Here is a 14,948-nt window from a genome sequence, read left to right as displayed (position 1 = left end):
CCGCGCTGTCCGTGTTCAAACTGACTGCACCAATAACGCCTATTGGGATAGGCTCTAAGCCGCTATCCGGCGCTGCAATAGCCGTTACGACTGCGACACGTCCGAAACAATATGCGTCACATCATCCAGATGGCCAATTCGGGCCTCCCCTGAACGATTAAACTTGCTCTTATCAATCAGCAAAAGCGATTGCGAGGCGCGCTTAAGCAGCAGCGATTTGAACTCGGCGTTGACCGTATTTGAATCCCAGAGCGCGCCGCCGCTGTCGATACCTTCACAGGAAAAAATGAACAGATCGATCTCCAGCGATTTGAGCTGGGAGATAAGCGATGAACTCACGTAACAGCCGTATTTACGCTGAAGCGTCCCCCCGGAGCAGGTGAGCTGAATATTCTCTCGCTTACTTAGCTCCTGGCATATCGGCTGACTGTTGGTAAAAACGTGAAGGTTGAGATCAGGTAGCTGGCGAGCCAGGTACCAGCAGGTGGAACTGGCATCGAGGGCGATAACCATCCCTTCGTCTATCCAGGCCAGCGCCTCGCGGGCGATATCCGCTTTGTGCGCATAGTGGCTTTTTAAACGAATATGAAAAGGGTCGCCGCTGTCCTGGCTTTGCCGGTGAATGACTTTTGCCCGACCGTGGTTACGCAGTACTTTTCCCTGGGACTGAAGCTCGCTGAGATCGCGGCGGATGGTTTCTCTGCTGACGTTAAGCTGTAGCGATAAGGCTTCGGTGGTCAGACTATTATGGTTTATGAGCAGGTCTAGTATCGCTTGCTGTCGTGCCGCTTTCATTTTTCTCACCCTGGCGTTCGCTGAGCGCCCGCACCAGACGGGCGCTGCGGCATGAGATTACGGCGTTACTCCTTTTTTTAAAAGAATATTCCCGTACTTAGCGCGCTCACCTGTGATAACGATCGCAAAGGCTTTTTGCGCCCGCTCGTAGAAAGCAAAGCGGTCAATGCGGGCGATCTCAGGGCAGGGCGCGGCGGCGGAAAGCGCCTCGCGATAGCGCGTTTCGACCTGCGGGTCGAGGGTGTCGCCTTCCACGGCGGCCATCATCACCAACGGCGGAGCGTAGCTGTCTAACTCAAACAGCGGAATAATCGCCTGCAGCAGGTCGCTTACCCGCAGACCGTCGGCGCGAATGACCTGTGGACCCATGCTGTGCGCCGGGAAGTGGGCATCGGAAAAGACGATCTCATCTCCGTGCCCCATTTCCGCCAGGACTTTCAGTAGCTCCGGCGATATTAACGGGGAAATCGTTTTTAGCATCTCATACTCCCTCAATCAGTTCGGGTTCGGTTTGCGGGTAAAAATAGCGATACTGATAGCTCACCTGCGCTCTGGCCTGTTCAGGGCTGTGGAATTCACCGACGCCGTACCAGCCAAACATGGCGGCGCCAGCCACGGTGGTTTCGGCGTCATCCAGTACTTTGACAGGCATATCGAGCGTATTGGCTTTGATCTGATTCCACAGCGCGTTGCGGCTACCGCCGCCGACCAGCAGCAGTTCGCTGGCGTTAAAATGGCCGATTTTTTGTAGCGTTTGCAGGTTACGCGCCAGCTGTTCGGCTAATCCTTCCAGCGCGGCGCGATAGAAATGGCCGCGAGTGGTATTCAGCGTGACGCCCTGCCAGCCCGCATTCCGGCAGGAGAGCAGATCGCACTGCATCCTTACCCCCTCAGAACCGGCGGGAATGACGCGCGCTTCTTCAATCAGCGTGCGCCACGGCGTTTCTGCCGTCCACAGCAGCTGGCGTACCCACTCCAGCACGCCTGAAGCCAGCCACTGCATACCGGGGTTATAGCATCCCGGCTGGCTATCCAGTTCGCAGGTCGATCCCGCATAGTGGCTGAGCAGCGGCGTATTCACCTGAACGCTACGCACCATCAAAATTTCCCACGTACCGGAAGAGAGCACCGGTTCATCCTGCTCCGCGCCGGCGCCAAACAGCGCGAACTGGGTATCGTGCCCGGCGGAGATAACCGGGATCCCGGCGGGTAATCCCAGCATCTTCGCGGCATCGTTTTGCAGGGTACCAATCTGCTGGCCCGCCTCCACCAGCCGGGGAAACAGGCGGCGCGGCAATCCCGTTGCCTGCAGAATCTGCGCGCTGAAATCTCGCTGGTGGATATCCAGCATCTGGCTGGTACCCGCCATGGTGATATCGGTCGTGAATTCCCCGGTCAGGCGCTGGTTGATCAGCGAGGAGATGAATAGCCAGGCATGGGCCTGCTCCAGCAGCTGCGGGTGGTTTTCTTGCAGCCATATCAGCTTATAGAGGGTGTTAAAACCAAATGCGCCGACGCCGGCGATCTGCTGGAGCTGCTGCGCGGGCATAAAGCGGCCGATATTGTCCATCACCGCTGCGGTTCGCGGGCATTTCCAGCTGATGACCGGATAGAGCAGCTTGCCCTGTTCATCCACCAGCGCGCCGTCCACGCCGAAGGTGGTGACCGTGATGCCGCGAACCGTGCAGGATGAGAGCGCATCGCCAATCTGCCGACAGCACTCGGCGAAGCGTTGCAGGATGGCCTCCAGCGACCACTGGTGCCATGCGCTGTTCTCCACGGCGATATCGCTGGCGTTAGCCGTTGCGGCGCGGGCGATAATATTCCCCTGGCGATCAACGGCAATCGCCCTGACGTTGGTGGCGCCGCAGTCGAGAACCAGGATGACTTCATTCTTCATAATCTCTCCCGAGACGTTGCCGGATGGCGGCGTAAACGCCTCATCCAGCCTACGGAGACGTTATCATCCGTAGGCCGAATAAGCGCAGCGCCATCAGGCATTTTTAACGTTTATACAGCGGGCCGTAGTTCTGGCAGGCGCGGTAATCCTGGCCTTCGCTATCCATCCCGTGCGCAGCCCAGCTGGACGGGCGGTAAATTTTCGCCTCTTCTACGTTATGCATGCATACCGGGATCCGCAGCATAGACGCCAGAGTGATAAAGTCGGCGCCAACGTGGCCGATGGTCAGCACGCCGTGGTTAGCGCCCCAGTTCGCCATCACCGAGTAGACGTCGGAGAACGGGCCCTTACCGGTCAGGCGCGGCGCAAACCAGGTGGTGGGCCAGGTGGAGTTGGTGCGGGCATCCAGCCGATCGTGCATCTCTTTCGGTAGTTCCACGCTCCAGCCTTCGGCGATTTGCAGAACCGGGCCAAGGCCTTTAATGATATTCACGCGAGTCATGGTAAAGGGCACGCCGCCTTCGGTCAGAAAGCGAGAGGAGAAGCCGCCGCCGCGGAAATATTCATGAATCGCCGGGCACCATTCGGTGGCGGCGAGGCAGGCGTCGGCCTCCTGCTGGCTGATTTCCCAGTGCGGCTTCATGGTTGGCTTGCCATCCGCATCGCGCTGTTTGCAGGCGCCGTCCAGCGCCGCCGAACCGGAGTTGATCAGATGGATAATGCCGTGTTCCGCCAGCCCGGTGAGCGGCTGGCCGGTGACGCGTTCTACCGCTTCCGGCGACCAGTAGGTACGCACGTCGGCAAACACCTGGGCGGTGCCGGTCAGCTGATGGCCCATCAGCATCGCCACGCCGTTGAGGCTGTCGTTTTCCGTGGCGACAACGAAGGGTTCGCGTACGCCATTCCAGTCGAACGAGCTGTTAAGCAGCGCTTCGGCGGTGTCGCCGTTAGGGTATTGATCGGTCCAGTGACGCTGGCCCTGGAAGCCTGCGGCAATGGCGTTGTAGCCCAGCGACTCTTCGACCAGTCCTTTTTCCGCCAGCTTCTTGTTGCCCTGCATCATGTCGCGAATGCACATCGCCATCAGCAGGCTCTCTTTGAGTACCGCGCGGCTCTGCTCGGCATTACGTTTATACTGCTGCGCGTTCTGGTCTTCGCCGTAGCGGAAGGTTTTATCCGCCCACGCCAGCGCCATTTCCAGCTCGCTTTCATCATAGATTTTCTGATCGATACGGCGGCGCAGTTCGGTCATATCCACCGCCTGTACCTTCATACCGAGCCAGGACTCGAAGAAGTTGTGATCGACGATAGAACCGGCGATTCCCATCGATACACCGCCGACGGAAAGATAGCTTTTGCCCTTCATGCTGGCGACCGCTAAACCGGCGCGGGCAAAGCGCAGCAGTTTTTCTTCAACATCAGACGGAATGGAGGTGTCGTCGGCGTCCTGTACGTCGTGGCCGTATATGGAGAACGCCGGGATGCCCTTCTGGCTGTGGGCCGCCAGCGCTGCCGCAAGGTAAACCGCGCCTGGTCGCTCGGTGCCGTTAAAGCCCCAGATAGCTTTTGGCCGCATCGGGTCCATATCGATAGTTTCGCTGCCGTAGCACCAGCAGGGGGTGATGGTGATGGTGACGCCGACGTTCTGGCTGCTGAATTTCTCTTCGCAGGCGGCGGATTCCGCCATCCCCGCAATGCAGCTATCGGCGATGACGCACTCGATCTGCGCGCCGCAGGCGTGGCGCAGCTTTTCCGTAATCAGCGCAGCGGTAGCCTTCGCCATATTCATGGTTTGCTCTTCCAGCGACTCGCGTACCCCCATGCGGCGTCCATCGATCACCGGGCGAATGCCAATTTTCGGTAAACTGATTTTTTTCATTCCAGATCCCTCACGTTATGCGGATAAATGTTTAGTTAGCTGCCGTTTGCGAACGGAAACGGGCAAAGATGAAGATGACGGCAAAGCACAGCGCCGGTACCAGCTCGGCGGTAGGGATGTTGCCGGCGGCGTCGCTGACAAAGCCCATAACCGGAGTGACGATGCCGCCACCAATAATGGTCATGACGATAAACGAGGAGCCGTATTTGGTGTCCTGCCCCAGATTCTTGATGCCCAGCGAGAAGATGGTCGGATACTGAATCGACATAAAGGCGCTGCACAGCGTCAAGGCCAGCAGGCCCACATGGCCGCCGCTGAAAGCGGAGATCAGGCACAGGAGCATGGCGAGCAGGGCATAGGCCGCCAGCACTTTATGCGGCGCGAAGCGGCTGATGAGCCAGGTGCCGGAGAAACGGCCGATAAAGAAGCACACCATAGTGCCGGTCAAATAGTTGGCGGCGAAACCGGGCGTCATGCCGGGGATCTCTTCGATGGCGTAGCGAATCAGATAGCTCCAGCAGGCGGTTTGTGCGCCGACGTAGCAAAACTGCGCCAGCACCGCCCAGCGCCAGTGGCGAACGCGCACCAGGCGGGCAAGAGAAGCGGAGAAGGAACTCTGGTTGGCATCACTGTGGTCGTCGCTCTGCAGGGCCGGAAATTTGGTCAACATAATCAACAGAGCGACCAGTAAGACAACCGCGACGATGATCATATAGGGGGTTTGCACCGAGAGCACCAGGCTGTGCTTATAAGCGCTAAGCTGCTCCGGAGCCATTTTATCGAGTACATCCTGCGATTGATGCGGCACGTTAGACAAAATAAGGCTTTGCCCAAAGACCACCGCAATAATGGCGCCAAAAGAGTTAAAGGTCTGCGCCAGATTAAGCCGGAAGTGGCCGCCGCTTTCTGGCCCTAACACGGTAACAAAAGGGTTTGCTGCAGTTTCTAAACAGCCTAACCCCGCCGCAATAATAAACAGGCCGATCAGGAATAAGGTATAATTCATGACCTCGGCGGCGGGCCAGAATAGCGCGGCGCCAAAAGCGTATAAGAATAGCCCGGTAATAATGCCGGCTTTGTAACTGAGTTTTTTCATCAAGATCCCGGCCGGGATCGGAATAACAAAATAGCCAAAATAAAAAGCGGATTGAATCAAACCAGCCTGGAAGTTAGTTAAGGTAAAGGCTTGTTGAAATTGTGGTAATAAAATATCGTTAAGATTATTAGCGACCGCCCAAAGAAAAAATAGCGAGCACAGCAGGGCAAAGGGAATAATGTAGCGCTTGCTTTGCCCTGTCTCGACCGCATGAAAACTCTGCGTTTGTATCGTTGTGTTTCCCATAGCATCCTCATTGGTTCAGAAGCGTATTCAGCAGCCGGCTTTGCCCACCAGACCGCAAAAATCAGGTGAGTTCCTGTGACGAGAACGATGATGAAATAAACATCGCGGGATGAACTCATGAATTCATTTTCAAATAAAAAATGCCTTTTAATATGATGGCGGTCACACTAAGTATGCGGTGAGTGATTTTATGTGATTATCATCACTTTTATAATCAGGAAAACATGACCGTTTGAGAAAGATAATTCTAAAACCCACAGAACGAATGCCCGATTTAATTTATAATGTGGAAAACGGTCAGTTGTTAACATTATCGGTAAAATGACCGTTTTTAAATCTATTGATGATAACGGGCATTTTTTCACAACGTAAAAATGAGCAAACGGTTTTTTTAAGCTGAAATAAGTGAGGGGTATCACAGAACCAGTGGATGTAAATTCCTTTCTGATTATTCGGGATGATGATGGTGAGCAATTATTTGAGTTATTCAACAGCGTCGGCGCGCCATGCCCGGCGAGCGGTCTGTTGTCGTATTGCGCATTATTAAGAGAGGTAAAGAATGGAACGTAATAGACTGGCCCGGCAGATTATTGATACCTGCCTGGAGATGACCCGCCTGGGGTTAAATCAGGGGACGGCAGGCAACGTAAGCGTGCGGTACCAGGGGGGGATGCTGATCACACCAACCGGTATACCTTATGAAAAGCTGACGGAAGCGCACATTGTTTATATCGATGCCGAAGGTCAGCATGAACAGGGCAAACTGCCGTCCAGCGAGTGGCGTTTTCATATGGCGGCTTATCAGACGCGTCCTGATGCTCACGCGGTGGTGCATAATCATGCGGTTCACTGCACGGCGGTATCGATCCTCAATCGTCCCATTCCCGCCATTCACTATATGATTGCGGCGGCCGGTGGTAACTCCATTCCTTGCGCACCCTATGCCACTTTTGGTACTCGTGAGCTGTCTGAACATGTGGCCGTGGCGTTGAAAAATCGCAAAGCGACCCTGCTGCAGCACCATGGCCTGATCGCTTGTGAAGATAATCTGGAAAAGGCCCTGTGGCTGGCGCATGAAGTTGAGGTACTGGCGCAGCTCTATCTCAGCACCCTGGCCATCATCGACCCGGTTCCGGTGCTTGATGATGAGGCTATCGCCATCGTGCTGGAGAAATTCAAAACCTACGGATTGCGTATCGAAGAGTGATCTCGTAAGCGAACGTTTCTGCCGGCTGCGGTGTACAGATTCACCGCCGTCTGCGGTTGGGGGGCCCGGACAGAGGCGTAGCATCGCCTCCGGGAAATTCAGCCACGGTGCACTTTGGTCCCGGGGGCGGCGCTTGACGCGCCTTGCCCGGGCAACAGGTACTCCGCCGTCTGCGGGCCGGTAGCCCCCACGGTTCACCGCCGTCTGCGGTTGGGTAGCCCGGACAGATGCGCAGCATCGCCTCCGGGAAATTCAGCCACAGTGCACTTTGGTCCCGGGGGCGGCGCTTGACGCGCCTTGCCCGGGCTACAGGTACTCCGCCGTCTGCGGGCCGATAGTCCCCACCATTCACCGCCGTCTGCGATTGGGTAGCCCGGACAGATGCGCAGCATCGCCTCCGGGAAGCTGTGTGCTCCGTAGCCTGATGCTATCGTGCCAGCCGCAGCTGCTGCAGGTTGCCATCCAGCTGTAAATCGGTTTGCAGGCGCGCGATTTCCCGGCAGGTGAAGGCCATCTCTTTGTGTTCTTCCAGCTTTTTACGCCACTTCTCCGGCACGTCCGCCAGCCGGGCGTAGATCCCTTCCAGATCCTGAAAATCGGTTAATAACTGGGCTGCGCTTTTGGGCCCAATGCCCGCCACGCCGGGAACCCTGGAGCTGCTGATGCCCGCCAGCCCCCAGTAGTCGGGTAGCTGCTCCGGCGTCACGCCGAACTCTTTGGCGATAAACGGCGCGTCGAGCCAGCGTTTCTGGAAATAGTCGCGGATGCGGATCGTCGGCGACAGCAGCTGGCAGTAGCCTTTGTCGGTTGAAACGATGGTCGCCTGGTGCCCGGCCTGCGCCACCTTAACCGCCAGAGTCGCGGCAAGATCGTCGGCTTCGCTGCCGCTGAGCGCCCAGCAACGAAACCCGCGCTGCTCAAATGCCGCCCGCAGCGCCGGCATTTCCGCCTCGAGGGTTTCCGGCATCGGCGCGCGCCCGGCTTTATAATCGGGCAGGCGCTGGTGCCGCCAGCCGTGGCCGCGATCTTCGTCATCAAATACCGCCACCACGTGGGTCGGCTGGCTATGGAGCACCAGCTGCTCGAGGGCATGTAAGCAGGTATCGACGCAGGGTGAACCCTGCACCGCGTGGATGCGGCGAATCAGATTAAGTGCGTCGACGATGAGTAAATGAACGGCCACGATTCTCCCCTTAAAGCCTGGCCCATCAGGCTATTTTATTTGCTGGTTTGACGCCGGGCAGTGCGCAAAAGCCTCACGTACTACCTCTACGCTCCGGCTTCTGCACGCTCTTCGGGCCAAACTGTCTGCAACGATGATGCCTGGTGGGTTAGGTTCCTGTTCTCAATGCTTTTTAGGGTAACATCGCCGCGCCGATGAGGCTATTGGCGCCTGTAAAATCAGGAAGATGACTCGCAGTTTCCGGCTAATCGACGTGCATCAGCAGGCCGAGATCGCTATTGGTGGCTTCGCCGTACCACACGGCTTCGCGCACTGAAACCGGTTTGTTGATAAGGCCCAGCGCGTAAAACCGATCGGCGATACTTTGCTGGGCGCGAATCACTTTAAGGTCCATTGTGCGCGGGCGATGGCTGCGGCGCGCCAGGGCTCGGGTCAGAGAAGCGGCGTTAAGACCCAGCTCGGCGGAGAGCAGCTCCGCGGCTTTTTCCCGATGCTGGTCGATAAACTGCCCGGTCTGCGCCAGCTCGGCGAATAGCCGCTGCATAATATCGCTATTGCGGCTGGCGTAGTCGCGGCGCGACAGATAGAACTGATGGTTGTTGACGCGCCCCTCGCCGCTGGCTACTACCCGTAATTCGCCGCTATCTTCCGCGTCGCTAAGCAGCGGATCCCACATCATCCAGGCGTCTACCGCCAGGTAGTCGCTGGCGGTCAGCGGATATTTTGGCGGAATATAGACCACTTTAACGTCGTTTAATCCCAGCCCAGCCTCTTCCAGAATATGCAGCAGCAGCCAGTGCACGTTCGAACCTTTATTCAGCGCGATACGCTTGCCGCGCAGGTCGGCAATGGTGCGAATGTCGCTGTGCTGTGGGACGACCATGGCCACGCTTTGCGGCGCGGGCGGTTCCCAGGCGACGTAGACCAGCTCGCTATTATTGGCCTGAGCGAAAACCGGCGGTGCTTCGCCGGTGGTGCCAAAGTCGATTTCATCGCAGGCCAGCGCGTGCAGGAGCTGCGGCCCGGCGGGAAACTCGCTCCACAGCACGCTGACGCCGCGGCTGGCAAAGGCTTTCTCCAGACTTTGCCGCGCCTTCAGAATGCCAAGATTGCCAAAACGCTGGAAGCCGATGCGCAGTTCCCGATCGCGAGAAACGTTATTGACCGCCGCTCCGAAGAGGGGTTCCTGGCGGCGGCGGCTTTTAATGATGCCAAAATTGGCCAGCTGCGTGCGCAGCGTGTGGCGGCTAATGCCGAGCAGCGCTGCGGCCTGGCTTTGGTTATCGTCGCATTGCGCCATCGCGCCGCGAATCAACGCCCCGGTGACCCTTTCCCACAGCGGCTCGCCCGGCAGGGAGAGTTGATGACGAATAAAGTCGTCCAGTTCGTTATCGCTTACCGCCGGTGAGGCGTCGCTTAGGGTGGTTAACCGGAGCTGAGCGGGGGCGATCTCCTCTTCTTTACTCAGCAATACCGCATTATGCAGAGTGTTCTCAAGTTCGCGAATATTGCCCGGCCAGGGGTACTCCATCAGCCTTGCCAGCGTCTCCGGGGCCAGACGACGAACCGGCCGACCCAGGCGGCGGGCGTAGAGCGTAAGGAAATGGTCCGCCAGAACGGGAATATCCTGGCGGCGCTGGCGCAGCGGCGGCAGCGGGACGATGGCGATATTCAGGCGATAGTAGAGGTCTTCGCGGAAACGACGCTCGCGGATAGCCTGCATCAGGTCTACGTGGGTGGCGGCGATCACCCGGACATCGACCTTAATCGCTTTACGCGAGCCGACGCGGGTAATTTCGCGTTCCTGCAGGACGCGCAAGAGCTTCACCTGGAGCGCCAGGCTAAGTTCGCCGATTTCATCCAGCAGCAGCGTGCCGCCGTCTGCCGCTTCGAACCAGCCGGGATGGCTTTGCACCGCGCCGGTAAACGCGCCTTTTTCATGGCCGAACAGCTCCGCTTCCGCCAGGCTTTCGCTGAGCGCGCCGCAGTTAACGGCGAGAAACGGCCGCTGACGACGCGGACTATGATGATGCAGATAGCGGGCGACAACCTCTTTACCAGTACCGGTTTCGCCGACGATCAGCACGGTCGCTTCGGTGGGGGCCAGTTTATCCAGCAGGCTCTGAAAGGCTTTTGACGCCGGATCGATGAGCGCGGGCGTGGCGGCTGGGGTTTGCGGATTCAGCATGGGTGACCTCCGGTATGTGATGTCTTGAACTTATCCTGTGCCGGAGACGGAAACCAGAGGGCAAACCTGTCGTGCTGCTGCAAAGGCGGCAGCCTGAACGCATTGGCTGCTGCATTTGCGACAGCGTTATAAAACTAACTTTTATTTAACTCCATGATTTAAATATGTAAATTTTTTATTCACCATTGGCATGATTATCGCTAACACTCATATAACCAAATTAAAACATCTCTTCGATAAATATCGGATATGGTTATATAGGAAATGGATAATGACGCAAAAAACCGACGATAAAATAAATGTGTTCTGGTTTCTGCCTACCCACGGCGATGGCCGCTATCTGGGTACCGCAGAAGGCGGCCGCCCGGTTGACCTGCCTTACCTGCAGCAGGTGGCGCTGGCGGCCGACAGTCTCGGCTACTACGGGGTGCTGATCCCGACGGGGAAAAGCTGTGAAGACTCATGGCTGGTGGCATCGGCCCTGGCGCCGCTGACCCGCCGCCTGCGCTATCTGGTGGCCGTTCGTCCTGGCCTGCAGCCGCCAACGCTGGCGGCGAGAATGGCGGCGACGCTTGATCGCCTGTCGGGCGGCCGGCTGCTGATTAACGTCGTTACCGGTGGCGATCCGGTGGAGAACAAAGGCGACGGCATTTTCCTCAGCCACGGCGAACGCTATCAGGTGACCCGCGAATTTCTCGACGTCTACTCGCGCCTGCTGCAAGGTGAAAAGGTGGACTATCGCGGTGAGCATATCCACGTGGAAGGCGCTGAAGTGCTGTTTCCACCGGTGCAGGAAAACGGCCCGCCGCTTTACTTTGGCGGATCGTCCGAGGAGGCCATCGACGTCGCCGCCGATCAAATTGATACCTACCTGACCTGGGGCGAGCCGCCGGCGCTGGTGGCCGAAAAGCTGGCTGTGGTGCGCGAGCGCGCCGCCGCCCGGGGCCGTACGCTGCAGTACGGGATTCGTTTGCACGTGATTGTCCGCGAAACCGAAGAAGAGGCGTGGGCCGCCGCCGATCGGCTGATTTCTCATCTTGACGACGAGACTATCGCCCAGGCGCAGAAAATTTTTGCCCGTATGGACTCTACCGGCCAGGCGCGAATGAGTTCGCTGCATAAAGGATCGCGCGACAATCTGCGTATTGCCCCGAATCTGTGGGCGGGCGTGGGGCTGGTGCGCGGCGGGGCCGGAACGGCGCTGGTTGGCAATCCGCAGCAGGTAGCAGAACGCATCCGTGAATATCAGGCACTCGGTATCACCAACTTTATCTTCTCCGGCTATCCGCATCTGGAAGAGGCCCATCGCTTTGCCGACCTGGTCATGCCGTTATTGCCGCTGGCAGGCCATGAGCAGCCGAAGGCGCGTAGCGTCAATACCGGCCCGTTCGGCGAAACTATCGGCGGCGATAAACGTCCGGTGAAACAGGTGAGCGCAAGCTGAGGGGGACCGTATGTTGCACAGGTTTCTGAAGGCGGTGGGCTATGCAAACTGAACCGCACGTGGTGATTGTCGGCGGCGGATTTAGCGGCGCGGCGGTGGCGATTCATCTCCTGCGCCTGGCGCCGGTTGGCGTGCGGGTCACGCTGCTGGAGCCGCGAGAGGTGCCCGGCGCGGGCGTGGCCTACTCCACGACCGAACCGAGTCACAGAATCAACGTTCCCGCCGCGCGAATGCAGCTTGCCGGTGAAGAGGAGGGCGCGTTCGATCGCTGGTACCGCAGCCAGCCTGCTTTTGCAGAAGATCCGCAGGCGCTGCTGGAGGATGGCGCGGTTTATCCGCAGCGCGGTCAGTTTGGCCGCTACGTCGCCCAGCGTTTCGCCGAGGAGGCGCGCGCCAGCGCAGGGCGGCTGACGCATCTGCGCGAGCAGGCGCTGAGCATTCATCATGGCGAGGTCGTTACCGACAGCGGTCGGCGACTGTCGGCCGATCTACTGGTGCTGGCCATTAGCCATCCGCCCCCCTCTCTGCCGACGCTGACGATGCCGTTTGCGACTCATCCGGCGCTCATTGCTAATCCCTGGCGAGCGGGCGTGCTTGAAGCTATCGCACCGGAAGCGAGCGTCGCGATCGTGGGCACCGGCCTGACGATGGCGGATACCGTTGCCACCCTGACGCGGCTGGGCCATCGGGGGCCGATAACCGCATTTTCACGCCGCGGGCTGCTGTCCCGCAGCAACCTGAGCGGCAGCGGTGACCCCTGGCCAGGCGAATACGATCGCGGATCGCTGCGCCAGCGGCTGCGGCAGATCCGCGAGGATATCGCTCGCGCGGAGCAGCAGGGGCTGGCCTGGCAGGTGGTGATGGACGCGGTACGTAATCAGGGACAACGCATCTGGCAGGGGCTGACGGTCGCCGATCGCCAGCGCTTCTTGCGTCATTTGCGCAGCTACTGGGACGTTCACCGCTACCGTATCGCTCCGCAGGTCGCCGGGGTTATTGAGCAGCGCCAGCGCGACGGCAGCCTGCGGGTGCTGGCGGCCCGGCTGACGGCGCTGGAAGGCGATGCGCAAAGGCTGACGTTAACCCTGGCGCTCCGGTACGGTGAAGCACAGCGGGTGAGCGCTGACCACGTTATTTTAACCACCGGCCCGGCGCACGGGGCGCTGACCGATAGCCAGCCGCTGCTGCGCCAGCTAAGCCAGGATGGGCTGATTCGCGCCGACGCGTTCGGCCTCGGCCTGGACGTCGATCTTCGCTCGCGAGCCATTGGCCGGGAAGGGCAAGCTAATCCCAAACTACTGGTTTCCGGCCCTGCCGCGCGGGCCCGCTTCGGAGAGCTGATGGGGCTACCGCAGGTGGCTGACCATGCCGCTGACGTGGCCGCCGAAGCGCTGCAGACTCTGGGCGTCAAACAATCCGTCCGATGTCCGGCGTTCTGAACGCCTTTTATCCCCTGATTCCCTTAACTGATTATGCGCGCGGCCCGACAGCGGGGCGCGCCGTGGAGAAGCGCTATGTCATCACAACGTGAAATTCGTCTGAACGCTTTTGATATGAACTGCGTCGGCCATCAGTCGCCGGGGCTGTGGGCCCATCCGCGCGACCGCTCCTGGCAGTATAAAGACCTCGAATATTGGGTCGACCTGGCGCGTCTGCTGGAGCGCGGCAAGTTTGACGGGCTGTTTATCGCCGATGTGCTGGGCGTCTATGATGTACTGAACGGCAACGGCGATGCGGCGATCCGCCAGGCGGCGCAGGTGCCCGTCAACGATCCGCTGGCGCTGATTACGCCGATGGCGCTGGTGACGGAGCATCTGGGATTCGGCCTGACCGCTTCGCTCTCCTTTGAGCATCCCTATCCGTTCGCCCGCCGTCTTTCGACCCTCGACCATCTGACGAAGGGGCGGGTGGGCTGGAATATCGTGACCTCCTATCTGGAGAGCGGGGCGCGGAACATTGGGCAAAAAGCGCAGACCGACCATGACGCCCGCTACGACTACGCCGATGAATACCTGGAGGTGGTCTATAAACTGCTGGAAGGCAGCTGGGAAGACGGCGCGGTGCTGCGCGACAGGGAGCGCAAGATCTTCAGCGATCCGCGAAAAATTCATCCGATCAACCATCAGGGGAACTTCTTCTCGGTACCGGGGATCCACCTTTGTGAGCCGTCGCCGCAGCGTACGCCGGTGCTCTATCAGGCGGGCGCCTCCAGCCGCGGCAAGCAGTTCGCCGCCGGCCACGCGGAGTGCGTATTTGTCGGCGCGCCGTCGAAGGTACTGCTGAAAAAGACGGTGGCGGATATTCGCCGTCGCGCCGAGGAAGCCGGGCGCGATCCGCGCAGCATCCTGATCTTCAATATGCAGACGGTCATCGTCGGCGAAACCGACCGTGAAGCCCAGGCTAAATGGCAGGAGTATAAACCGTACGTCAGCTACGAAGGGGCGCTGGCGCTGCTCTCCGGCTGGACCGGTATCGACCTTGGCCAGTATCAGCCGGACCAGGTGCTGGAGTATCTGCATACCAATGCGATTCAGTCGATGGTGGAGGCGTTTTCCACTGCCGATCCGAACAGCCAGTGGACCGTGCAGAAGCTGGCGGACTGGGCGGGGATTGGCGGCTTCGGGCCGCTGGTGGTCGGCAGTCCACAGACGGTCGCCGATGAGCTGCAGTCCTGGGTCGAAGAGACCGACGTCGATGGGTTTAATCTCGCCTATGCGGTGACCCACGAAACCTTCCGCGACGTGGTGGATTTACTGGTCCCGGAGCTGCAAAAGCGCGGCGTGTTTAAGCAGGAGTATCGCGAAGGAACCCTGCGCGAGAAGCTGTTCGGCGCCGGCCCGCGGCTGGCTGCGCCGCATCCGGGTGCAGGCTATCGCCACGGCGCGCGGGTGGCGGTCGGGAGCGAAGAGAAGGTGAGTTAATTTTGCTGGTCCCCCTCTCCCCGAAGGGCGGGGGACTGAACTGTGGGGCGGTAGGTTTTTCCCGGAGGCGGCGCTTGACGCGCCTGTCC

General features: G+C 59.1%; 11 protein-coding genes. 4 read left to right on the top strand and 7 right to left on the bottom strand.

The features are described 5' to 3' along the window. Positions 1-84: 84 nt before the first annotated feature. The 5 genes from fucR to fucP form a co-directional block, all read right to left on the bottom strand. Positions 85-795, bottom strand: coding sequence for an L-fucose operon activator (fucR, locus tag KO1_RS20480; protein ID WP_004105071.1), 711 nt, complete (start codon positions 793-795; stop codon positions 85-87). Positions 796-852: 57 nt separating this feature from the next. Further along, positions 853-1,275 carry an L-fucose mutarotase gene (gene fucU / locus KO1_RS20475; protein ID WP_004114960.1) on the bottom strand — a complete coding sequence of 141 codons (423 nt, stop codon included), beginning with the start codon at positions 1,273-1,275 and terminating at the stop codon, positions 853-855. 1 nt (position 1,276) lies between these two features. Continuing rightward, entirely contained in the window at positions 1,277-2,695 is a 1,419-nt protein-coding gene (gene fucK / locus KO1_RS20470) for an L-fuculokinase (protein WP_024274637.1), read from the bottom strand. Between the two features lie 103 nt (positions 2,696-2,798). After that, positions 2,799-4,574 carry an L-fucose isomerase gene (fucI, locus tag KO1_RS20465; protein WP_024274636.1) on the bottom strand — a complete coding sequence of 592 codons (1,776 nt, stop codon included), beginning with the start codon at positions 4,572-4,574 and terminating at the stop codon, positions 2,799-2,801. A 31-nt stretch (positions 4,575-4,605) separates the two neighbouring features. Beyond that, the gene (gene fucP, locus KO1_RS20460; RefSeq protein WP_004105064.1) at positions 4,606-5,916 is read right to left on the bottom strand and encodes an L-fucose:H+ symporter permease; all 1,311 of its coding nucleotides are present in this window, start codon (positions 5,914-5,916) and stop codon (positions 4,606-4,608) included. A gap of 559 nt (positions 5,917-6,475) precedes the next feature. Here fucP and fucA point away from each other — a divergent pair. Further along, positions 6,476-7,123 (top strand): L-fuculose-phosphate aldolase, encoded by a 648-nt coding sequence (fucA, locus tag KO1_RS20455; RefSeq protein ID WP_004105063.1) that lies wholly within the window; start codon positions 6,476-6,478, stop codon positions 7,121-7,123. 427 nt (positions 7,124-7,550) lie between these two features. On the opposite strand, the gene xni is transcribed toward fucA, so the two are convergent. Further along, complete coding sequence (gene xni / locus KO1_RS20450; protein WP_004105061.1) at positions 7,551-8,306, bottom strand: flap endonuclease Xni; 756 nt, start codon at positions 8,304-8,306, stop codon at positions 7,551-7,553. 244 nt (positions 8,307-8,550) lie between these two features. Beyond that, positions 8,551-10,494, bottom strand: a complete 1,944-nt coding sequence (locus KO1_RS20445; protein ID WP_004105059.1) for a sigma-54-dependent Fis family transcriptional regulator — start codon at positions 10,492-10,494, stop codon at positions 8,551-8,553. 271 nt (positions 10,495-10,765) lie between these two features. Here KO1_RS20445 and ssuD point away from each other — a divergent pair, with 271 nt between their 5' ends. The 3 genes from ssuD (at position 10,766) to KO1_RS20430 (ending at position 14,859) form a co-directional block, all read left to right on the top strand. Further along, on the top strand, positions 10,766-11,938 hold the full coding sequence (ssuD, locus tag KO1_RS20440) for an FMNH2-dependent alkanesulfonate monooxygenase (RefSeq protein WP_004105057.1): 1,173 nt from the start codon (positions 10,766-10,768) through the stop codon (positions 11,936-11,938). 41 nt (positions 11,939-11,979) lie between these two features. After that, on the top strand, positions 11,980-13,377 hold the full coding sequence (locus tag KO1_RS20435; protein WP_024274635.1) for an FAD/NAD(P)-binding protein: 1,398 nt from the start codon (positions 11,980-11,982) through the stop codon (positions 13,375-13,377). A gap of 75 nt (positions 13,378-13,452) precedes the next feature. Next, positions 13,453-14,859 carry an LLM class flavin-dependent oxidoreductase gene (locus tag KO1_RS20430; protein ID WP_004105053.1) on the top strand — a complete coding sequence of 469 codons (1,407 nt, stop codon included), beginning with the start codon at positions 13,453-13,455 and terminating at the stop codon, positions 14,857-14,859. Positions 14,860-14,948: the final 89 nt, after the last annotated feature.

Origin of the sequence: Klebsiella oxytoca NBRC 105695, assembly GCF_001598695.1 — a bacterium.
In the GTDB taxonomy this organism is placed as follows: domain Bacteria; phylum Pseudomonadota; class Gammaproteobacteria; order Enterobacterales; family Enterobacteriaceae; genus Klebsiella; species Klebsiella oxytoca.
The sequence above is the reverse complement of the archived record's forward strand: the minus strand, read 5'-3'. Positions and strand labels throughout refer to the sequence as shown.